This is a genomic window from Streptomyces sp. NPDC058240 (assembly GCF_042882135.1).
Taxonomy (GTDB): domain Bacteria; phylum Actinomycetota; class Actinomycetes; order Streptomycetales; family Streptomycetaceae; genus Streptomyces.
Genome location: NZ_JBHVWT010000058.1, coordinates 1 through 21,683 on the forward strand (window position 1 = coordinate 1; position 21,683 = coordinate 21,683).

Sequence of the window (21,683 nt, forward strand, 5' to 3'; positions counted from 1 at the left end):
CTGGACCACCGGGCCACTCGACCGCGCCCGCCACAGCAGGCTCGAACGACTCAACTACCAACTCTCCGCCTGAACGAATTGGGCAGCAGGGTCTATGGGGGCCCCGCATTCCTCGCAGTTGACCGTGTTCAGGATCTGCCGGAGCTCGGCCGGGTCGCGGCCAGCGGCGGCGGCAACGCGGGGCCAGGTCGGACTGCCCCGGTGCATGGGCGGTTCAGCGAGGTATTTCCGCAGGTAAGCGGGAGGAAGGTAGTTCGCCTTAGCGAGGCGGGTGATGAACGAGGCGACGCCCTCTCCCTGCCGTGGACGAACCTTGAACGGAAGGCGGGCGACCTCGGCTTCCGGGGCCGACGACGTCATCCGTCGGTGCCGGGCTGCTTGCGGCGGGAGGCGATGTCGAGGTCGACGGCCAGCAGTCCTGCTTTGGTGATCTTTTCGGTGCCGGTGAGGATGGCGTCGACGGCGGCTCCACGGAGCTGGTGGGACAGGGTGCCGATCATGCCGCCGGTGCGGGTGTGCAGGAACCGGTCCAGGCGGGTGAGGGCGCCGGGCTTGTGCTGGTGCAGCAGGAGGTTCGCCTCCAACTGGGCGACCAGGGCCTTCCATTCCGTGTTGTAAGGGAAGGGGTGGGTGTCCACTGCCGTGAACCGGGCGGCGATCTGGTCGCCGCGGGTGCCGGTCAGGAGACTGCTGTCCTCGATGTCGATGCCCGCGTAGGCGAAGGTCGCCGGGATCCGCTCGGAGAAGTACTTGAGTGTGTCGGACGCGTCGGCTCCGGTGCGGGTCTGCAGTGAGATGTTGTGGATCTCGTCGACCAGGACGAGGCCGGTGCGGGCCTTGGTGCAGACGCCGACTACGGCTTCGGTGAGGTCGGTGATGTTGGAGCTTCGCGGGACCGGGAGACCGAGGAACCGGGCGAACTCGGCGGCGATCATGCGGGGTGTCGCAGCGGGCGGGACGGTGATGTAGATGACCGGTATGCGCTCGTCCTGCCCGGGGTGTCGGCGACGGTCCTGGAGTTCGTGGGCCAGGCCGAACTGGGTCAGAGCGATCGTCTTGCCGGTGTTGGCCGGACCGGTGACGATCAAGCCGCGGCGTGCGCTGATGGCACCGCGGTTGAGGACGGTCAGGCGACGTCCGCAGGTGACGGTGCGGCGGACGGTGGAGGTGGCGACCACCTGGAGACGGGCGTGGTGGTCGAGCCGGTCCTCGTCGTAGTCGTACTTCTCCTCTTTGCTCAGGGCGTCGTACTCGTTCTTCGTCAGCACGGTCATCGTGGTGCTGGTCGTCGACGCGACGAACTGCTGCCAGCCCGGCAGGACGGTCAGGTACTGGCCGAAGTCGTCGTGCGGGCCGCTGTCGGGCATCGTCGTCATGATCTCTTCCAGGGATCCTCGAGCGGGTCGAAGAGCCCCAGCGGGATCACCTCCGCCATGGTTTCCTCGTCCACCGCCGGCTCATGCAAGGCGGGCTCGTCCTGCGTGTTCGTCGGTGGCGGCGTTGTGGCTGGCGTCGGCGTGGTGGCCTTGGTGCGGGCCGCGACGCGGCGGTCCTTCTTGGCCGTTGCGGCTTTCCGGCTCTTCTTCGCCGCTGGCCGGGCGGGGCCGGCGTGTGCGCGGGTGAGCAGGGCGGCCACTGCTTCGGCGAGTTCTTCCTCGGTGGCCTTGGGCAGTTGGTGGCTGACGTGGTCCCAGGCCAGGTCGCCGAAGGGGACCGGAGCCCGGTTCAGGTACTTCCAGGTCGCCTGGACCCATTCACCGCCGCCGCGGTGATTGCGTACCCAGACGCGGGAGACGTCGTAGGGGTCGCGGTGGACCTCCCAGAGCCCGCGTTTGGCGGTGACGCCGGAGTCGCGCCGTCGCATCGGCCCGAGTTCGGGGGCGTCGTAGGTGCGGTTGTTGATCCGGATGCCGTAGGAGTTGACGGCCCGCCAGGCCGCGGGCAGGAGCTCGATGTAGTCCTGGCCACTGAGCGCGACCGGGACATAGCCGCAGGCCTCGACCAGGGCGGCGTACTTCTGGTTGGGGGTGAACAGGCGCCCCGGATGATCGGGATCACGCAGCCCCTCGTGCGGGCGGTTCTGCCACTTCGCGACGATCCACTCGTCCAGCAGGTCCTGGAGTTCGGGCAGTGACCACAGGTTCTCCTCCTCCGGGTGTCGGCCGCGATGGTCGGTGTTGCGGCCGGTGTAGCCGGGGAGGAACTGGGCGAACATCGTCGCGACGGAGCCCAGCATCTTCTCGATGTGCCCCTTCTCGAAGGGCGAGCCCTTGTGCGTGGGCTGGAAGTCGATCTCCAGGAACCGGCAGGAAGCCCGGAAGTTGTGGGAGACGAACACCTTGCCGTGATCGCAGACGATCATCTCCGGGACGATCACCGGCTTGGCCGCGGCGTGCTCCAGCCGTTCGTCGATGGTCAGCAGGCGGCGGTGCGGCAGCACCGAGCGCGACATCTTCAGTGCGTCGACCCAGCCCGGCCGCATCAGTTCCGGCGTGACCGTGCGGGCCAGCAGCACGCTGGCATCGACCGACTTCGTGGTGGGCCTGAGCACCGCCGCGGTCAGCGTCCTGGACGCGACATCGATCATGCCGGTCAGTTCGACCTTGCCGACCACTCCGTCGTCGAGGCGGACCATGACGTCCAGCGGAGTGGAGTCGATCTGCATGACCTCGCCCGGAGCCGACACCGTCAACTCACCGAACGGGGCGGCGGCCCCGTGGGCCTTCGACCTGCGGGTAACCGCCGACCCGGTCGCGTGCGTGCCCGCCGTCAGCCTGTCCAGCAGGCGGTAGAGCGTTCGCCGCGACGGCAGTTCGACCAGGTCCCCGCCGTTCTCCCGGAGGATCTCCCCGGTCCTCCAGATCAGGTAGGACCCGTTGCGTGTCGAGGTCTCGACACCCTCTTTGATCGCCTGCCGCATCGCCGCGACGACGGCGTCAGGTGCGTCACCGAACTCCTTGCGCTTGCGGACCGAACGGTGGTCCACGAGCCTGGCCAGCCCGACCAGGCCGTCCTCCGTGTAACGGCGTCGCCGCAGCCCCACCGCCCCGGACTTGATCTCGTGGCCGAGGGCCGCGAGTTCAGCAGCCTTGGCCTTCTGGCGCGAGGTCACCGACGTGCCCGGTCCGTAGCCCGGCCGTGGCGGTGTGCCGGGTTCGACGCCGGGCGGCAGGCCGTGCAGAACCTCAAGGATGTGCTCTTCCCACCAAAGTGCCCGCTTCATCACTTCCGGAGCGAAGGTCTCCAGCAGTCCGGACGGGGGCAGCGGCATGCGTTCGGGCTGGAACAGGATCTCGAAGTCCGCCGTCTCGAACAGGTCGATCAGAGCGACCACTCGGTGCGGTGCCTCGGTGTCCTCCAGCACCGCCGCCTGTGCGGTGACCTCGAGAACCCCCCTGACCTGGCCCTCGAACCGGACCCGCTGGCCGACCGCCAAGGCCGGCGGCCGCTTCAGGCTGCCCATGAGTTTCCCTCCGTCCAGACCAGACTGTCGGTCTCCATCAGCCCTCCCACCAGGTCCGTCTTCAAGGCACCGGACCACAGCAGATGGAACAGCACCGGCAGAACCTGCAGACGGTCTCCGACCAGCCCGGCGCCCTCCCAGAGCCCCATCGGTTCACGGAAGACCTCCAGCAGCCGGTCCGCCACCGACACCGGTCGAGCGCAGCGGGCCCGCCGATACCGGGACAGCCAGCGGACATTCGCCATGAACACCAGCTCGGGCCGCCCGGCCCACTCAAACTCCCAGCCCACGGCCCGGCAGGCATGCCCGGTCGCGTCGAACGCCTCCTCCGTCACCTCATCCAGCTCGTCCGCGGCACGGACGTCAACGATGCGGGCGCCGCCGCCGGACAGCCGGACGAAGTAGTCGGGAGCGTGCCGACGCTTGCGGGTGCCGTCGTGCCAGTGCAGCCAGAACGGCTGTGAGGCGATCGCGACCACGTGCGGATCACGGTCCAGCAGGATCAGCCGGTCCCTCTCCAGCCACGACTCGTAGCCCACGTGATCCCGCATCGTCGACGAGTAGTACCAGCCGGCGAACCCGTGACTGTCCTTGTGCCAGCTGAACTCCCTCACCGGGTCCATAGCCTCGAACGGCATGTCCCAGCTGACCCCCAGCGATCGGCGCACGAGCGTTCCGTTGACGGAAAAGGCCAGGTCAAAGGCCGCAAGGGCAGCCTCCCCTAACACGCCGACAGGTGCCCCCACCACGTCCCCCGCGTACCTGTACACCGAATGATCAACCTGCGGTGGCACAAACTAGCGTTGATCATCCTTCAGTGGCAATCGATCAGGATCCCTGTCACAGGTCACTGTTTGACCTGTGACAGGGAAGATGGGCCGCTTGCCACCGAAGTTGGACTGATGACCGTTTGTGTCATCGAAGATGGGTCACTGCATGGTTTGTGACAGCGAAGTTGGGCCGATGTTGTGCCGAGCCACGATAGTTGGCACCTGGCCACGCTGGTTGGCATCGCCCTCGCTCATCTATGCCAAGATTCGAGGGTGGATATGACCGACGTCACGCGTGCGATCGCGGCTGCGACTTCGGTCGCCGCATCGCTCGACCTGCCAGCCAACGATGCAATCGTTCTCCACAACTCGAACAAGCTGGCACTGCGGCTGACGCCATGCGACGTCTTTGCCCGGGTCGCCCCTGTGGGACAAGAGGTTGCACAGTTCGAAGTCGATCTCGCTCAGCGGCTCACCGAGATCGGATGCCCGGTGTGTCCCTTGGAGCCTCGGGCGGACCCGCGTGTGTACACGCGCGATGGCTTCGCAGTGACGCTGTGGACCTACTACGAGCCCGTGACACCTCACACCTCACCGGTCGACTACGCCAAGGCGCTGGAGCAGCTGCACGCCGGCATGCGCAAGGTCGATGTGCCGAGCCCGAGGTTCACGGACCGGATCACGGAGGCGGAAGAAGTTGTCGCCGACCCGGATCGCTCGCCGGAGCTCACCGACGCGGACCGCGTGTTCCTCAGCGGCAGGCTGGCAAGCCTGCGACGAGCGATCGACGACCGCGGCGCCGTGGAACAGCTGCTCCACGGCGAGCCGCATCCAGGCAATGTGCTCAGCACGAAGAACGGCCCGTTGTTCATCGACCTTGAGACGTGCTGCCGTGGACCCGTCGAGTTCGATCTCGCCCATGTTCCCGAGGCGGTCTGCGAGCACTACCCAAGCGTTGACCAAGGGCTGCTGGACGAGTGTCGGCAGCTCGTTATCGCGATGGTCGCCGCGTGGCGTTGGGAGCTTGGCGACCAGTTTCCGAATGGGAGGCGATTCGGAAAGGAATTCCTGCGCTTGCTGCGCGAGGGTCCTCCTTGGCCGACACTCGACACAGTGACCAGGCGACTGGATGGTCTGTAGAAATCGCCGAAGGTCACGTGGAAGCGGCAAGGAACCAAGCGACGAGACTGTCGCCGTTGCAACCCCATGCGCGCCGGCCTCGCTGCCGCGCCGAACCATGGCGCCGGTGCCAACAAACGTGGCAATTCATTACAGATGCCAATAATCTTGGCCAGACGGTGCCAACTAGCGTGGCCAGGCTGTTGGGAGCCCCAGGTCACACAGCCCGATTAGTGCCAACTATCGTGGCCCGGCACAGATGTCCGCCTGAGCGGCGCGGTCGCGGAGTTCCGCTCGCCAGCGGAACCCTCTTTGCTGGCAGGCGCCCGAGCACCACTTGCGGTTGGGGCTCGGCTTTCGGTGGGCCAAGGAGGCGCCGCAGGCCGCGCATTCCTGCTGGTGAACTCGGCGGATGATCTCCTGGTCCAGGCATCGTTCCGAGCACCACGGGTTTTGCCTGAGGGGGTGGTGGCTCTGGTGACAGCCGCGGTAGGTCGGCGTGCTGGGCTGTCGGCGTCTGGGAAGTCCACCGCGACCCCTACGACGTCTCCAACGTCTGGGTACGCAACCACCGCGGCGACGGCGAGTGGATCCAGGCGACCTGGAAGTTCTTGAACCGGGCCCCGGTCCCCTTCGGCGACCTGGCCTGGGACCACGTCAGCCACCAGTTCTTCAAGGCCACCGAGGAAGAACTCGCCGCGGCCGTGTCCGCCCTGCTCACCCGCGCGCAGCCCCGTCCAGCCGACGGTGAGAAGGAAGCGGAAGGCCAGGTCAGCCAAGGGAGACCGCCGCGTCGCGGCCCGGACCAAGGCCGCCGCGCCGGCGACATCCACGGTTCCGCCGCCACGGGACACGCAGAACAGGCCCTCCCCGGAACCGCCGACGGAGGACGAGGACACGATGGCCGAAGTGATCCCGCTGGGGCTCTACGACCCGCTTGAGGATCCGTGGAAGCGCCCGTGATGACGATGACCGACGGCCGTCAGGCCGACGGCGTCGGACAGTATCTGACCACCCTGCCCGGCCGGCGCGAGTTCATCGCGTCGGCGGTCGGCGAGGCGATGGTCATGCTGACGCAGGACGAGTACGGCGCCCTGAGCAAAGAGGACAAGTACGACTACGACGAGGACCGGCTCGACCACCACGGCCGCCTGCAGGTGGTCGCCACCTCAGCCGTCCGGCACACCGTCACCTGCGGCCGCCGCCTGGTCATCTGGCGCGATCAGCGCCCGCCGCGGCCTGATCGTCACCGGGCGGCGAACACCGGCAAGACGATCGCCCTGACCCGGCTCGGCCTGGTCCACGAACTCCAGGACCGCCGCCGGCACCCCGGCCAGGACGAACGCATACCGGTCATCTACATCACTGTCCCGCCCGCCGCGACACCCCGCATGATCGCCGCCGGGTTCGCCCGCTTCCTCGGTCTCCCGGTCCCGCGACGCTCCAACGTCACCGACCTCACCGAGGCCGTCGTCGGCGTCTGCGCCAAGGCCCGCACCGGTCTCGTCCTGGTCGACGAGATCCACAACATCTCCCTGCACACCCGCACCGAAGCCGACGCGTCCGACACAGCTGGCCCGTCCGTTGTTTTGCGCCAGGAGATCCTGGCTCTACGACAGGAGGTCCTGACCGTTCGCCAGGAGAGGCTGCGCGGACTTCGTACGGGTCGGCACCCGTGAATACCGGCAGGTTCGACCGGCCGGAGGCGCGGCTACAGGTCGGTGTCTGCCTGGCGGGCCCTCGCCCACTGTTCCTCGAACTCGCTCCGGCTGATCTCCTGACCGGCCAGTGCGGGGTCGAAGAAGTCCACGACCGGCGGGTTGAACGGCCAGTCGTCCGGACTGCTGCGCATGGCGGGTCCGTCCTCGGCCAGCACAACCTGGCGAACCCGGCGTCCGTCGGACCCCACTTCCATCAGCTGGACGGCCGGTTCGTCGTCTTCCTCGTCCGAGCGACGCCGCAGGTACACGATGTCCCGGTCCGCGAGCGAACCGAAACCCTCGGCCCCGCGCTGCGCGTCACGCTCGGCCCGCAGGTCGTCCAGCCCCGGAGGCATCCGAGGAGCGTCGATGTCGACCTCCTCCAGCCCCTCGTTCTCGAACGGGCCACCGTCTCCGGGTCGGTGACCACCTCGACCCAGCCGATACGCACCGGCATGCCGGGCACGCCGATATCGTCCGGGAACTCGTCGACGGCGCCGTCGGGATGAGCAAGGGCAACGAAAACATGGCGCCGGGCGACTCGGCCTGGTGGGAGAACCATCGCAGCAGGCTGGAGCACACCGCTCAGGAAGCCGACCGGGGCGCGTGACCACGGATCTGCCTCAGCCTTGGGCGGCCTGGCGTCCGCGGGCTGGCGGGAACCACCGTCAGAGCAGGCAGAACTCGTTCCCTTCCGGGTCGGCCATCACCACATGGTCCGGCCTGCCCTGCAATTCGTCCTCACGCACCACGGTCGCGCCGGCGGCCGTCAAGCGTTCCACCGCCTCGACCACACGCGGCCAACGCACCTCCCAGGGAGCCTCACGACCGCCACCGGCCTGCACGTCGAGGTGCAGGCGGTTCTTCACGACCTTCGACTCCGGCACCTGCATGAAGGTCAGACCTGGACCCACCCCCTCCGGATCGCACAGGTAAGCGCCCTGGTCCCACTCGTCCTCCGGGACCTCATGGTGCGCGAACCACTCCTCCCAGCTCCCGAACCCGGCAGGCGCGGGCTTCTCCGTATAGCCCAGGGCCAGCGCCCAGAACGCGGCCAGCCTCGCCGGACGTGCGCAGTCGATCGTCAAACTCCACCTGGTCCCCATGGGCAGGGCCTCCCCGGTCCGACTCGATCCGATACACGGACCGTACCGGGTGCCACTGACACCGTTCGCCCGTCGGCATTCCGGGTCCAGTGACACCGGATTGGCCTTGGCACCCGGCTTCGCACCGTACGTAGGGTCGCGGCATGAGGATTCGAATCGTCGACACGTTCACCGACCGCCCCTTCACCGGCAACCCGGCGGGAGTCCTGCTCCTGGATTCCGGCACCTTTCCCGGCGACGATCGGCTCCAGCGGATCGCCATGGAACTGAACCTCTCCGAGACCGCCTTCGCCCACCCGCTGTCCCCGGGCGGCGAGGCCGACTGGGCGCTGCGCTGGTTCACCCCGACCACGGAGGTCGACATGTGCGGGCATGCCACCCTCGCCACCGCGCACGTCCTGCACACCACCGGGACGGCGAGCGGCACGGTGCGCTTCGCGGCGCGGTGCGGGATCCTCACCGCGACCGCCCACCCGGACGGTGCCATCACGCTCGACTTCCCCACGGCCTCGTTGACACCGGAGGCCGCCCCGGCCGGGCTGGCCGCGGCCCTGGGCGCGGATCCCCTCTCCGTCCACGACACCGGCCCGCACATCGGCGATCTGCTCGTCGAACTGTCCGACGAGGCGTCGGTACGAGGGCTGACCCCCGATCTCGCCACGCTGGCCGATGTCTCCCGGCGGGGCGTCGTCGCCACGGCCGCCGCGGAGGACCCGTCCCGCGGTTACGACTTCGTCTCCCGCGGCTTCTTCCCGCGTGTCGGAATCGACGAGGACCCCGTGACCGGCAGTGCCCACACCGCGCTGGCGCCTTTCTGGTCGGCCCGGTTCGGTCGTGACGAACTGACCGGACTTCAGGCCTCCGCCCGTTCCGGCCTGGTCCGGACCTCGCTGCGCGGCAATCGCACCCTGCTGACGGGGGACGCCGTGACGGTCATCGACGGCGAACTGCTCACGGCGCTCTGACCCCCGCAGGCTGCGCGGGGGCGTACGAGGCCACTCCCCTGCGCCCCCGCCGCACCCGGCCCGTTCCTCACGGTGTGGGCAACCAGCCCACCTGCCCCGCCAACAGGGCGTATCCGACGAACGCCCCGATGTCCAGCAGCGCATGTGCCGCGACCAGCGGCCCGACCCGCCCCCAGCGCCGGTACAGCAGCACGAAGACGACGCCCATCACCATGTTGCCGATGAAGCCGCCGATCCCCTGATACAGGTGGTACGAACCGCGCAGCACCGAACTGGTGACCAGGCCGGCCGTCGGCGTCCACCCCAACTGTCCCAGTCTGCGCAGCAGATACCCGACGACGATCACTTCCTCCACGACGGAGTTCTGGATCGCGGACAGGATCAGGACCGGAAATTTCCACCACACATCGGGCAGCGATTCCGGTACCACGGTCAGATTGAATCCGGCGGCGCGGGCCACCAGATAGAAGGCGAGGCCGGCGCTTCCGATGCCCGCCGCGACCATCGTGCCGCGCCCCAGGTCCGGCCACGGCCTGGTGCGGTCGAAACCGATGACCCGCAGGCCGGCGCCTTCCCTGATCAGCAGATGCGCGACCAAGGCGACGGGCACCAGAGCCGTTGCGATTCCGAAGAGTTGCCAGGCGAGATCCAGCCATGGACGCCCCGGCGCGTACGAACTGTTGAGCGTCGCGGCCTGATCCTTCAAACCCCCTGGTTTCGTCAGCGATCCGACAAAACTGATCAGGGCAGACACCCCGCTGGCCCCCAACGAGAGAGCCAGTACGAGGACCGTTTCGGACCGCAGAATCCGTCGCGGCATAGCCTCCTGGGGGAAAGAATCAGCCACAAGCCCCGCCTCCACCTGTACACCTGCCTTGAGTTGTGCATTCACACCCCATCCTGCTCCCCGTCCGGCTAGGGTCTCGAATGCAGGTACGAAGATCATGCGCGACAGGCCGGGGGACAACCACCATTGCCGATGGTGTGGTCCCCCTTTTCCTTGTTCATCCTCAAGGAGGGGCACCACCGACATGGGACGTCACAGCTTGCCCGACGACTACGCCGGCGACAAAAGCGGGGACGGATCACCGCCTCGCCGTCGGCGCACCGTCGTGATCGCGACCATGCTCGTACTCGCGGTCGCTGCGGGGACGGCCGTCGCGGCGCAGGGCGGCCTGTTGTCGTTCTCGAAGAGCTGCGAGGACTCGGCCATCCGTCTGTCCATGGTGGCCTCACCGGACATCGCTCCCGCCGTGCGCGCCGTCGCCGACAAGGCGCGCAAGGACGAGGTGCGATCCGACGGTCGCTGTCTGTACGTGACGGTGGCCGCCCGCGACTCCTACAAGGTCGCCGACTCCCTCTCCAGCGACGCCCGCACCCCGGACTTCCAGGTCTGGCTGCCCGACTCGGACCTCTGGCTCGACCGGGCCAAGGGCTCCGGCGACGGCGTCCCGATCACACCGGGCGACTCCATCGCCTCCTCCCCCGTGACCCTGGCCATGGTGCCGTCCGCGGCCAAGAGCCTCGGCTGGCCGAAGAAGAAGTACTCCTGGGCGGAGTTGACGGGCGCGGCCATGAAGTCGGACAAGGTGCAGCTCGGCTCGGCCGACCCGGCGCGCAGCGCCACCGGCCTGCTGGCGCTCTCCAGCATCGGCGCGTCCTCCGAGAAGCAGGGCGGAGACAGCGACACCAGGGTCGCGGCGACCGCCAAGCTGCTCGCGCAGCGCATGTCGGACGGTGACACCCAGGTGCTGGAGACACTGGCGCAGAGGGATTCGGGCGCCGAGCAGGGCAATCCGGAGCGCAACCAGGCGGTGCTCCTCTCCGAGCAGGCCGCGTTCGCCCACAACGCGGAGTCCACCGGCGGCGGAAAGCTCGACCTCTTCTACCCCGAGGACGGCACCCCGCTCCTCAACTACCCGTACACGCTGGTCGACGAGGCCAGGATGAGTACGTCCGAGGGCCGGGCAGCGCTGCGGTTCATGACACTGCTGAACGAACCCGGTGCCCAGGCCACCCTGGAGAAGCACGGGTTCAGGGATGTCGACGGCACGGCCGGGGAGTCGGTGGTCGCACCGGCCGGCGGCAAGAAGCCCCAGCCGTACGCCACCGCAGCCGCCGCCGCACCGACCGCCGAGGCGCTCCAGCAGACGCTCGGCATGTGGACGATCACGGTGCAGAGCGCTCGGCTGACCACGGTCGTGGACGCGTCGGGTTCCATGGCCACGATCGTTCCGGGGCGCAACCAGTCCCGGATGGATGTCACCAAGGCGTCCCTGATCCAGGCCCTCAACCAGTTCACCCCGAACGACGAGATCGGGCTCTGGGAGTTCGCCACCACGCTCGACGGCGACAAGGACTATCGCAGGCTGATGCCGACCGCCCGACTGGGCGATCCGGCGAAGGGCGGTGGCACCCACCGCGAGAAGCTCGCCGCGGCCTTCGCGGCGCTGAAGCCCGTGCCGGGCGGCGCGACCGGTCTGTACGACACCATGCTGGCCGCCTACAAGGACGCCCAGGCGACCTATGTGAAGGGCAAGTTCAACGCGGTCGTGATCCTCACCGACGGATCGAACCAGGACAACCTCTCCATCTCCCGCAGTGCACTGATCGCGGAGCTGAAGCGGATCGCCGATCCGGAGCGCCCGGTGCCGCTGCTCGCCATCGCGGTCGGTCCCGAGGCCGACCGCGAGGAGGTGAACGAGATAGCGAAGGTGACCGGCGGCGGTGGCTACCAGGTCATCGACCCGGCCGAGATCCAAACGGTGATCCTGCAGGCCATCATGACAGCCGGTCAGAGCAGCCACGCCGCCCAGGAGTAGCCCCGGGCGCGGCCGGACCGGCACCGTCCGCAAGCAGCAACGCCGTACCGCGGCAGGAACGAAAATCGCAACGGGAGCCGGAACTGAGGCCGGAGCCGGAGCCGGATCGAGCGCCGGGCAACGGCGCCCGCCGTGCCGGGCTCACGGCTTGGGAGCACTGGTCGGCCAGGTGTGCACGGGCTCCCCGCTGTGCATCAGTTCGGCGTACCGCCGGGTGGTCGCGGCCAGCGCCGTGTGCCTGTCGAGCCCGGCCTCCCGTGCCCGGTGGTAGGTGTCCGCCTGCCAGGACGCCCCGTTCACCCGTCGCTTGCAGCGCTCCTCGATGACCCCGAGATAACGGTCGCGGTCCACGGGCTCGATGTTCCAGGCATCGAGCCCCGCGGCGGCCAGCGGCAGCAGTTCGTCCCGTACGAGCTTGACGGCCGGCACCCGGGTCAGCCCGCACGCACGGCCGGGACGTGGCCAGATCAGCTCCGCGTCGATGCCGAGCCGGCAGGCGGTGTCGAAGTTCTCCGCCGCCGCGGCGAACGGCAGCCTGGTCCACACCGGACGGGACTCCTCGGCGAGCGACCGCACGAGCCCGTAGTACAGCGCCGCGTTGGCGATCAGATCGGTGACGGTGGGTCCGGCGGGCAGGACCCGGTTCTCCACGCGCAGATGGGGTACGCCGTCGGCCAGCCCGTACACGGGCCGGTTCCAGCGGTAGACCGTTCCGTTGTGGAGCACCAGTTCCTGCAACCGCGGCACCCCGCCCTCGTCGAGGACCCGCAGCGGCTCCTCCTCGTCGCAGATCGGGAGCAGCGGCGGGAAATAGCGCAGGTTCTCCTCGAAGAGCTCGTACGCCGAGTCGATCCACCGCTCACCGAACCAGGTCCTGGGCCGCACCCCCTGGTTCTGGAGTTCGGGCGGCCGGGTGTCGGTGGCCTGCTGGAAGAGCGGCGGCCGCGATTCCCGCCAGAGCTCCCTTCCGAACAGGAAGGGCGAGTTGGCACCGAGTGCGATCTGGACACCGGCGACGGCCTGGGCCGCGTTCCACACGGCCGCGAATCGCGCCGGTGTCACCTGCAGATGGAACTGGACCGAGGTGCAGGCGGCCTCGGGCGTGATCGAGGCCGAGGTCGAGACCCATCGCTCCACGCCCTGGATATCGAGGGAGAAATCCTCGCCTCGCGCGGCCACCATTTGATCGTTCAGCAGTGTGTAGCGGTCCGCGTCCGAGAGGTTGGCCAGAACGAGGTCCTCATGGCGCAGGGTGGGCAGAATACCGATCATCATGATCCCGGCATCGACCTCGCCCGCCTTCCGGTGGGCATATCCGAGCCCGGTCCTGAGCTCTTCGGCCAACTGATCGAAAACACGCCCGTCCAGACGGTGCGGGACTATGTTCACTTCCAAATTGAACATCCCGAGTTCGGTCTGGAAATCACGGCTCGCGATGCGCGGGAGGACCTCCCCATTCATCATCTTCGGCATGCCGTCGGCGCCCGCGAGATTCAGCTCGATCTCCACGCCCATGAGGTTGCGCGGCCGGTCGAACCTCCGCTCCGCAAGAAGTCTCTCCAGTCCCTCCAGGCACTGGTGGAGCTTCTTCCGGTACCCCTGCCGATCGGACAGGTCAAAGGCGCCCGCCACGACCTTCTCCCCCATCGGAGCGTCCCTCCCTCAAGTGGGCGGCCCGCGGCCCAGGCCGCTCGCGTCACGATCGATAATGCCCAGGCCGCGTGATCCATAACGCCCACGAGAACGCCGCGGACCCAGTAATCTGAGGGCGCCCGCCGGAGGCACATTCCATGGGCATGGTGCAGCACACGTTTCCCCGTCCGGCGTGAGTGAAAACGCCGATGCGTTTCGGCCGTCCGCGCCGGGGGAAAAATCCCAGGCGGCAGCTGCGCCGTTGACACAGAATCAGTAGATTCTCCGCATAATAAAGTCTTGATACCGCCTTGTCGGCAATGCCTGCGACGGCTAGTGGAATCACCGCGTGAACACGTGTCGTATAAACTCCGCGGACGAGGCAGAGAGTTGACGCACCGGCCCAGTCACCGGCCTCCTCTGGCCCCGCATGCCGACAGCGCCGTCTGCACCCGCCCACGCACCACCGTGTCTCCGAAGTGAGAGGCGACCCACTATGCCGCTGCATGTTTCCCCGGCTCCCGCGCCCGCTCTGCGCAGCGTTCTCGCGGCACTCGGTTCACCCACCGCGGTCCGCGAAGCCCGCACACCCGCCCTCCGATCCGCCCAGGGGCCACTGAGTCCCGAACTCCCGCTCCCCGTCCACGTACTGGAGCGGATCGGTCCGAACGGGCTCGCTCCCGCCACCCGGCTGGCCGGGTGGCGGTTCCTGATCCGCAGCTCGGAGCAGGCCGTCGCCGCGGCAGACACCATGCTCACCGCGAACGGCTGGGCCTTCTCGCACTTCTTCGAGGGCCCCTACATCGCCTCGACCGAGCTCGCCCTGCGACAGGCCGAGACGGTGACACCGCACTACCAGCCGCGGCTGCTGTCCATCCCGGAGCTCTACATGCTGGCGCTGTGGCTGCACTGCGACGTCGAGGCCGACGCCTCCGGCGGGGCGCTCGCCCCCGCCGATCTTCTGGTTCCGCTGGCTCCCGCCCCACCGGGCATCGCGGCACATCGCCCGCACCGGGTCGCCGATCTGCTCCGCGTGATGACGCTGCGCATCACCCCCGGCCCCGGCCCCCTGCTCGGATCCCCGGCCTGAGAACCGGACCCCGCATCAGCACACCGTGCCCCGCCGCCGTCCCCGGTCGCGGGGCACAGTGCTGGAGGGGCGCACTTCGCGCCCGTCCGGACTAGCCCGGAACGACCACCCCGAACCACCCGAAGGGACAGTGCAGTTGCGGTGAACCGTCCGCGCGGGTGATGCGTCCTCCGGGTAAGGAGAAGTGCTGCTGCGAAATCCCTGCGGATTGACGCCCGTGGGGCAACACTGGGACCGGACCGATCGATACGGGGGGCGGCCATGAACACCTCATCCAGCCGCAGGACATTCACTACAACGCAGCGAAAGAACCCAGCCATGTGCCAGCACCAGCCACCATGCCCGACCGCCGACTCAGCCGACCGGGAAGCCGCCCGCCTGACGGCGCACCACCCAGAACAGGGCTGGAGCCTGCTGTGCAACGGAGTCCTGCTCTTCGAGGACACCGGTGAGCTGCTCCCGGACGGTCAGATCATCGCTCCGCACCGGCCCCTGGGGACCGATCGGGTGATGAAGGCCGCCTGACCGCGGCCGGTAGGAGTGGGGCCGGCCCGGAGAATTCTCCGAACCGGCCCCGACGCATGTCCGTGTCACACGGTGGCGCTCATGACTCAGTTGTCGTACTCGTCCAGCGGCGGGCAGGAGCAGACGAGGTTGCGGTCGCCGAAGGCGCCGTCGATCCGGCGCACCGGCGGCCAGTACTTGTCGGCGGCCGAGACTCCGGCCGGGAAGACCGCCACCTCACGGCTGTATCCGTGCTTCCACTCCCCGCCCAGCATCGCCGCGGTGTGCGGAGCGTTGTGCAGCGGGTTGTCGTCCGCGCTCCACTCGCCGGAGGCCACCTTCTCGACCTCGTCGCGAATGGCGATCATCGTGTCGCAGAACCGGTCGAGCTCCGCGAGGTTCTCGCTCTCGGTCGGCTCGATCATCAGCGTCCCGGCGACCGGGAACGACATGGTCGGCGAGTGGAAGCCGTAGTCGATCAGCCGCTTGGCGATGTCGTCGACGCTGACGCCGGTGGCCTTGGAGATCGGCCGCAGGTCCACGATGCACTCGTGCGCGACCAGACCGGCCGGGCCGTTGTACAGGATCGGGTAGTACGGTTCCAGACGCTTGGCGATGTAGTTGGCCGCGAGCACGGCGACCTGCGTCGCACGCTTCAGGCCCTCCCCGCCCATCAGGCGTACGTACGCCCAGGAGATGGGGAGAATGCCGGCCGAGCCCCACGGAGCGGCCGAGATCGGTCCGACGCCGGTCTCGGGGCCCGCCGAGGGCTGCAGCGGGTGGTTCGGCAGGTACGGCGCGAGGTGGGCGCGCACCCCGACCGGGCCGACGCCGGGGCCGCCGCCGCCGTGCGGGATGCAGAAGGTCTTGTGCAGGTTCAGGTGCGAGACGTCGCCACCGAACCGGCCCGGCCGGGCGAGGCCCACCAGCGCGTTGAGGTTGGCGCCGTCGACGTACACCTGGCCGCCGGCGTCGTGCACCTCGGCGCAGATGTCGGCGACGTGCTCCTCGAACACGCCGTGCGTCGACGGGTACGTGATCATGAGCACGGCGAGCTCGTCGCGGTGCTTCTCGATCTTGGCGCGGAGGTCCTCTATGTCGACCTCGCCGTCGTCGGCGGTCTTGACCACGACGACCTTCATGCCGGCCATCACGGCGCTGGCCGCGTTGGTGCCGTGCGCGGAGGACGGGATCAGGCAGACGGTGCGCTGCTCGTCACCGTTGGCCCGGTGGTACGCCCGTACGGCCAGCAGGCCCGCGAACTCGCCCTGCGAGCCCGCGTTCGGCTGGATGGAGACCGCGTCGTACCCGGTGACCTCGGCGAGGCGCTCCTCCAACTCACGGATGAGGGTGAGGAAACCCTGCACCTGCTCGGCCGGGGCGAAGGGGTGCAGCGCGCCGAACTCGGGCCAGGTGATCGACTCCATCTCGGTGGTCGCGTTCAGCTTCATGGTGCAGGAGCCGAGCGGGATCATGCCGCGGTCCAGCGCGTAGTCGCGGTCGGCGAGCTTGCGCAGGTAGCGCAGCATCGCGGTCTCGGAACGGTGCTGGTGGAAGACCGGGTGGGTGAGGATCTCGTCGGTGCGCAGCAGACCCTCGGGCAGCACGTCGGCAGCGCTGGCGTCCAGCTCCTCGATGTCCCCGTCGGCGCCGAAGGCGGCCCAGACGGCGGCGACCTGCGTACGCGTGGTGGTCTCGTCGCAGGCGAGGGAGACCAGGTCGGCGTCGACGAGCCGCAGGTTGACCCCGCGCTCGCGGGCATCCGCGACGATGTCGGCGGCCTTCCCCGGGACGCGCACGGTGAGGGTGTCGAAGTGGGCGCCGGTCACGACGTCGATACCGGAGGCGCGCAGGCCCTCGGCCAGGATCGTCGCGTAGCGGTGGGTGCGCCGGGCGATCGTCCGCAGCCCGTCCGGGCCGTGGTAGACGGCGTACATTCCGGCCATGACGGCGAGGAGCACCTGGGCGGTACAGATGTTGCTGGTGGCCTTTTCGCGGCGGATGTGCTGCTCGCGGGTCTGCAGGGCCAGCCGGTAGGCCTTGTTGCCGTCCGCGTCGACGGAGACTCCGACGAGACGGCCGGGAAGGCTGCGGGCGAACTTCTCGCGTACGGCCATGAAGCCGGCGTGCGGTCCGCCGAAGCCCATCGGCACACCGAAGCGCTGCGTGGTGCCGACCGCGATGTCCGCACCCAGGTCACCGGGCGAGGTGAGCAGGGTGAGGGCCAGCAGGTCGGCGGCGACCGTGACGATCGCACCCAGTTCGTGGGCCTGCTCGATGACGGGTTCGATGTTCCGCACCGCCCCGGACGCGCCCGGGTACTGCACCAGGACGCCGAAGACACCGCGCTCGGCGATCTCCGCCGGGATGCCGTCGGACAGGTCGGCGACGACGACCTCGACACCGGTCGGCTCGGCGCGGGTCTCGATGACCGCGATCGTCTGCGGCAGGGTGTCGGTGTCGACGAGGAAGACGCCGTCCTTGACCTTGCCGACGCGCCGGGAGAGGGCCATGGCCTCGGCGGCCGCGGTGCCCTCGTCGAGCAGGGAGGCGCCGGAGGTGGGCAGCCCGGTCAGCTCGGCGACCATCGTCTGGAAGTTGAGGAGCGCCTCCAGGCGGCCCTGCGAGATCTCCGGCTGGTACGGCGTGTAGGCCGTGTACCAGGCGGGGTTCTCCATGACATTGCGCAGGATCACCGGCGGGGTGAAGGTGCCGTAGTAGCCGAGTCCGATCATCGGGGCCAGCACCTGGTTGCGGTCCGCGAGGGCGCGCAACTCGGCGAGGACCTCGGCCTCGGTACGCGCGGTCGGCAGCCCGAGTGCCTCCGTGCTCTTGATGACGTCGGGCACGGCGGCCGCGGTGAGCTCGTCCAGCGAGCCGTAACCGACCTGGGCGAGCATCTTCGACTGCGCCTCGGCATCGGGTCCGATGTGGCGCTGCTCGAACGGAATGCCCTGCTCCAGCTGGGAGAGCGGAGTGCGACGGGGGGTCATGGTGGAGGCCTCCTGGTCTGTCACGACCTGCGAGGGGCACCACGGCGCGGGTGCCCGAACGGCCTCCCCCTCTGTCATCTCAACCTGAGAGCTTCACCGGCACGCCCTGCGGCATACCGGTTTTCACCGTCGGTGAGGAAAGGAATCGCACCGGCACTCGGCCGCACGAAACCCGCCCTGCTTTCCAGAGTGACCTCGTCCGTGCGGTACGGGGGCCTGAGAGATTCCGGGGAGGATTTGCTCCTTCGGCGCCTCCGGATCAGCTCCGGAGGACTCTCCCGCACGGGGTCAGCAGCCATCACCAGCCTACCAGCGGGGTTCATGGCTGATTTCTCGAGTGGCCAACCACCCGGATCTGCCCTTTTGTAGTGCTTGTGGAGTAGCCGCGACCAGTGGGAGGGACCGTGCAGACCGACATCGATCCGCGCAGCCTGATCGGCCGCAAGGCGTTCGACCGCAAGGGCACCAAGATCGGGACCGTGGACGAGGTGTACCTCGACGACGCGACCGGTGTGCCCGAGTGGGCGGCCGTACGTACCGGACTCTTCAGCCGGGACGCGTTCGTCCCGCTGGAACCCAGCGAATTCGTGGAGGATTCGCTCCGCATCCCCTTCGACCGCGCGCTGATCAAGGACGCGCCCGACTTCGGCGTCGGCCGCCATCTCTCACCGGAACAGGAGCTCCAGCTCTACCGGCACTACGGTCTGGACTCCCCGCCCGAGGAGGCCGGCCCGGACAGGGACTTCGGCAGACTGGCCGGCCAGGACGAGTAGTCCACCGGGTCCCGCACCAACGGCAGCGGATCGGCCGGCCGGAGTTCCGGGTCGTCGATCCGGAACGTACGCACCCGGCCGGGCGCCGACTCGGGCTCCTCGAACCGCACGGTCACCCGGCCGACGCCGCTGCCCTGCACCCAGCCATGGCCGTATGCGTCATGGCGTACGTCGTGTCCGGCGGGCCAGCGCCGCGCGGCGCGCTGCTCGGCGGTCTCCTCGGCCTCCGCCCGGGGATCGTCCGGCGGCTCGGCCCCGTCGTCCCCGGACGGCGTCGTCTCCGCGGCCGGATCCTCGGTCGCGGCCCGCTCACCGGCGGCCTGGGCGAAGAGATCCTCCTGCGTGTAGTCGGCAAGCCCCGTCACGCCCACTCCGAGGAGCCGGACGCCTCCGGTGGTGTCCACTGCCTCCAGGAGCCGTGCGGCGGCCTCACGGACCACCGTGGGGTCGTCCGTGGGCCCCCGCAGCGTCTCGGACCGCGTGAGCGTCGAGAAGTCGTACCGACGCACCTTCAGCACCACCGTCCGCCCGGACCGCCCCGCGCCCCGCAGCCGCTGGACGCATCGGCCGGCCAGTCGCTCGACCTCCGTCCTGATCCGCACCCGGTCGTGCAGGTCGGCGTCGAAGGTGTCCTCGACCGACACCGATTTCGCGTCCCGCTCCGCGACCACCGGCCGGTCGTCGTACCCGAACGCCATGCGGTGGAGCGAGCCGCCGTGCGCCTTCCCCAGCAGGCGTACGAGCTCGTCCTCTCCCGCCTCGACCAAGTCGTCGACCGTGGTCATCCCGGCACGGCGCAGATGGTCCGCCGTCGCCGGCCCGACACCGGGGAGAATCCGCACCGACATGGGTGCGAGCAGTGCCCGCTCCGTGCCCGGTTCCATGAGCAGCAGGCCGTTCGGTTTCGCCTCCTCCGAAGCGATCTTGGCCAGCATCTTGGAACCGGCAAGCCCCACCGAGCCGGTGAGCCCGGTGACCGCCTTGATGGCCGTACGCAGCTGCTCGCCGATCTCCAGCGCCGAAGCCGTGTCGTCGGCCGTCCCGCCGGCCTCCAGGTCGACGAAGGCCTCGTCCAGGCTGAGGGGCTCCACCAGCGGGGAGAGCCGCGCGAGCAGCTCCATCACCTGGTCGCTCACCGTCCGGTACAGCTGGAAGCGGGGCACCAGATAGGCCGCGTTGGGCGCCAGCCGCCGCGCCTGCGCCATGGGCATGGCCGAGTGCACCCCGAAGCGTCGCGCCTCGTACGAGGCGGTGGCGACGACTCCGCGTGGTCCCAGTCCGCCGACCACGACCGGCTTGCCGCGCAGGCTCGGCTTCGCCGCCTGCTCGGCAGAGGCGTAGAAGGCATCCATGTCCAGATGCAGGATGGTGGGCGCGGCTCTCACATCAATCGATGCTGCCCTACGGCACTGACAATCACCGCGCCCGAACCGTCGGCCGGGTCAGCCGGCGCGGTTGCGGCGCCGCGCGAGCTCATCGGTGGGGTTGTTCCCGATGAGGGTCTCGCCCGTGTCCACCCGCTCGCCGTGCAGCTGCGAGAGAGCGGCGTCCACGTCCTGCCACACCACGCCCACCGCGATACCGAAGACCCCCTGGCCGCCCTGGAGCAGGCTGACGACCTCGTCGGGCGAGGAGCACTCGTAGACCGTCGCCCCGTCGCTCATCAGCGTCATCCGCTCAAGGTCCTGGAATCCCCGGGCCCGCAGATGCTGAACCGTGGTGCGGATGTTCTGGAGTGCCACACCCGTGTCCAGGAAGCGCTTCACGATCTTCAGCAGGACGACGTCCCGGAAGCTGTAGAGCCGCTGTGTGCCGGAGCCGTACGCCGGGCGCACGCTCGGCTCCACCAGACCCGTGCGCGCCCAGTAGTCGAGCTGCCGGTAGGTGATCCCGGCAGCCGCGCAGGCGGTCGGCCCGCGGTAGCCGATGTCGTTGGCCGATGCCACTCCGTCCCCCGCCACCGCCGCCGGTTGAACCGGTTGCATGATGGTGTGGTCGGCTGTACTCCCCTGCTGCGGATACGGCCCACCCGCTGCCGTACCGTCGCCGCTGCTTCTCACGCCGACCTCCGTCCTAGACCTGCCATCTCGAAGGTAGGCAGTCACTCGGGGTGCGTCAACGATCGCCACACTCGGCACGCCGAGTGATAATCACCCTGAGGGTGGTTTCCCGTGACTCACGAGCGGGAAAGGCTTGCCGGATGCGCTGACGGCGGCCCCGAAGAACGGTCACTGACTGTTGGTGCCGAAATCCTCCGGAGAGATCTGATCGAGGAACTCGCGGAATTTCTCCACCTCATCCTCCTGCTCGTCCGGGATGGCGATGCCGGCGTCGTCGAGCACCCCGTCACTGCCGTAGATCGGCGTTCCGGTACGCAATGCGAGCGCTATGGCGTCGGACGGCCGCGCGCTCACCTCGACCCCGCTGGCGAAGACCAGCTCCGCGTAGAAGACCCCTTCCCGGAGGTCCGTGATGCGGACCTCGGTGAGCTCCTGGCCGACGGCCTCGAGCACGTCCTTGAAGAGATCATGGGTCAGCGGCCTGGCCGGAGCCATGCCCTGCTGGGCGAAGGCGATCGCGGTCGCCTCACCAGGACCGATCCAAATGGGGAGGTACCGGTCGCCTCCCACTTCACGCAGGAGCACGATCGGTTGGTTGGAGGGCATTTCCACCCGGACACCCACAACGTCGAGCTCGTTCACACAGCAACCCTAGGACGTGCCCGGCAGGTTTGGGTAGTCGGGCA

At 68.8% G+C, this 21,683-nt stretch carries 18 protein-coding genes and 1 riboswitch; of the genes, 7 read left to right on the plus strand and 11 right to left on the minus strand.

Annotated elements, in window-relative coordinates; translation table 11 throughout:
• Positions 1–356: 356 nt before the first annotated feature.
• From ACFVX4_RS37290 to ACFVX4_RS37300, 3 genes are read right to left on the minus strand one after another with little or no spacing between them, the layout of a single operon-like run.
• A complete protein-coding gene (locus ACFVX4_RS37290; RefSeq protein WP_389986558.1) occupies positions 357–1,376 on the minus strand; it encodes a TniB family NTP-binding protein in 1,020 nt (339 codons plus the stop codon).
• Complete coding sequence (locus ACFVX4_RS37295) at positions 1,373–3,463, minus strand: Mu transposase C-terminal domain-containing protein (RefSeq protein WP_389986561.1); 2,091 nt, start codon at positions 3,461–3,463, stop codon at positions 1,373–1,375. Before ACFVX4_RS37295 ends, ACFVX4_RS37290 begins: the two co-directional genes overlap by 4 nt.
• Complete coding sequence (locus tag ACFVX4_RS37300; RefSeq protein WP_389986564.1) at positions 3,451–4,233, minus strand: TnsA-like heteromeric transposase endonuclease subunit; 783 nt, start codon at positions 4,231–4,233, stop codon at positions 3,451–3,453. The genes ACFVX4_RS37295 and ACFVX4_RS37300 overlap by 13 nt, the downstream gene beginning before the upstream one ends.
• A 279-nt stretch (positions 4,234–4,512) precedes the next feature.
• Here ACFVX4_RS37300 and ACFVX4_RS37305 point away from each other — a divergent pair, with 279 nt between their 5' ends.
• On the plus strand, positions 4,513–5,373 hold the full coding sequence (locus tag ACFVX4_RS37305; protein ID WP_389986611.1) for a phosphotransferase: 861 nt from the start codon (positions 4,513–4,515) through the stop codon (positions 5,371–5,373).
• A 941-nt stretch (positions 5,374–6,314) separates the two neighbouring features.
• Positions 6,315–7,031, plus strand: coding sequence for an ATP-binding protein (locus ACFVX4_RS37310; RefSeq protein ID WP_389986567.1), 717 nt, complete (start codon positions 6,315–6,317; stop codon positions 7,029–7,031).
• Positions 7,032–7,063: 32 nt separating this feature from the next.
• Here ACFVX4_RS37310 and ACFVX4_RS37315 read toward each other — a convergent pair whose 3' ends face one another.
• Together ACFVX4_RS37315 and ACFVX4_RS37320 are read right to left on the minus strand one after the other, a co-directional pair.
• A complete protein-coding gene (locus ACFVX4_RS37315; RefSeq protein ID WP_389986570.1) occupies positions 7,064–7,408 on the minus strand; it encodes a hypothetical protein in 345 nt (114 codons plus the stop codon).
• Between the two features lie 312 nt (positions 7,409–7,720).
• Complete coding sequence (locus tag ACFVX4_RS37320; RefSeq protein ID WP_389986573.1) at positions 7,721–8,158, minus strand: VOC family protein; 438 nt, start codon at positions 8,156–8,158, stop codon at positions 7,721–7,723.
• 143 nt (positions 8,159–8,301) lie between these two features.
• On the opposite strand from ACFVX4_RS37320, the gene ACFVX4_RS37325 reads away from it, so the two are divergent.
• On the plus strand, positions 8,302–9,123 hold the full coding sequence (locus ACFVX4_RS37325) for a PhzF family phenazine biosynthesis protein (RefSeq protein ID WP_389986576.1): 822 nt from the start codon (positions 8,302–8,304) through the stop codon (positions 9,121–9,123).
• 67 nt (positions 9,124–9,190) lie between these two features.
• On the opposite strand, the gene ACFVX4_RS37330 is transcribed toward ACFVX4_RS37325, so the two are convergent.
• Positions 9,191–9,943: a CPBP family intramembrane glutamic endopeptidase gene (locus ACFVX4_RS37330; protein ID WP_389986614.1), complete on the minus strand. Its 753-nt coding sequence runs from the start codon at positions 9,941–9,943 to the stop codon at positions 9,191–9,193.
• A gap of 211 nt (positions 9,944–10,154) precedes the next feature.
• Here ACFVX4_RS37330 and ACFVX4_RS37335 point away from each other — a divergent pair, with 211 nt between their 5' ends.
• Positions 10,155–11,945 carry a substrate-binding and VWA domain-containing protein gene (locus tag ACFVX4_RS37335; protein ID WP_389986579.1) on the plus strand — a complete coding sequence of 597 codons (1,791 nt, stop codon included), beginning with the start codon at positions 10,155–10,157 and terminating at the stop codon, positions 11,943–11,945.
• A 141-nt stretch (positions 11,946–12,086) separates the two neighbouring features.
• Here the strand turns inward: ACFVX4_RS37335 and ACFVX4_RS37340 are convergent, their stop codons facing one another.
• Complete coding sequence (locus tag ACFVX4_RS37340) at positions 12,087–13,592, minus strand: glutamate-cysteine ligase family protein (protein WP_389986581.1); 1,506 nt, start codon at positions 13,590–13,592, stop codon at positions 12,087–12,089.
• 481 nt (positions 13,593–14,073) lie between these two features.
• Between ACFVX4_RS37340 and ACFVX4_RS37345 the strand changes: the two genes are divergently transcribed.
• Together ACFVX4_RS37345 and ACFVX4_RS37350 are read left to right on the plus strand one after the other, a co-directional pair.
• Entirely contained in the window at positions 14,074–14,667 is a 594-nt protein-coding gene (locus tag ACFVX4_RS37345) for a hypothetical protein (RefSeq protein ID WP_389986584.1), read from the plus strand.
• 318 nt (positions 14,668–14,985) lie between these two features.
• Positions 14,986–15,192 (plus strand): DUF5999 family protein, encoded by a 207-nt coding sequence (locus tag ACFVX4_RS37350; RefSeq protein WP_072488625.1) that lies wholly within the window; start codon positions 14,986–14,988, stop codon positions 15,190–15,192.
• An 86-nt stretch (positions 15,193–15,278) separates the two neighbouring features.
• Here the strand turns inward: ACFVX4_RS37350 and gcvP are convergent, their stop codons facing one another.
• Positions 15,279–18,164, minus strand: coding sequence for an aminomethyl-transferring glycine dehydrogenase (gene gcvP / locus ACFVX4_RS37355; protein ID WP_389986587.1), 2,886 nt, complete (start codon positions 18,162–18,164; stop codon positions 15,279–15,281).
• Positions 18,165–18,358: 194 nt separating this feature from the next.
• Positions 18,359–18,455: riboswitch (glycine riboswitch) on the minus strand.
• Positions 18,456–18,568: 113 nt separating this feature from the next.
• Here gcvP and ACFVX4_RS37360 point away from each other — a divergent pair.
• Positions 18,569–18,937, plus strand: coding sequence for a PRC-barrel domain-containing protein (locus ACFVX4_RS37360; protein ID WP_389986590.1), 369 nt, complete (start codon positions 18,569–18,571; stop codon positions 18,935–18,937).
• Here the strand turns inward: ACFVX4_RS37360 and ACFVX4_RS37365 are convergent.
• The 3 genes from ACFVX4_RS37365 to ACFVX4_RS37375 all read right to left on the minus strand — a co-directional run bounded on the left by ACFVX4_RS37365 (position 18,862) and on the right by ACFVX4_RS37375 (position 21,639).
• Positions 18,862–20,322, minus strand: a complete 1,461-nt coding sequence (locus ACFVX4_RS37365) for a DNA polymerase IV (RefSeq protein WP_389986593.1) — start codon at positions 20,320–20,322, stop codon at positions 18,862–18,864. The two genes, ACFVX4_RS37360 and ACFVX4_RS37365, sit on opposite strands and share 76 nt — an antisense overlap.
• Before the next feature lie 57 nt (positions 20,323–20,379).
• On the minus strand, positions 20,380–20,997 hold the full coding sequence (locus ACFVX4_RS37370) for a MerR family transcriptional regulator (protein WP_389986596.1): 618 nt from the start codon (positions 20,995–20,997) through the stop codon (positions 20,380–20,382).
• 168 nt (positions 20,998–21,165) lie between these two features.
• Complete coding sequence (locus ACFVX4_RS37375; protein WP_006123076.1) at positions 21,166–21,639, minus strand: bifunctional nuclease family protein; 474 nt, start codon at positions 21,637–21,639, stop codon at positions 21,166–21,168.
• Between the last annotated feature and the right edge of the window lie 44 nt (positions 21,640–21,683).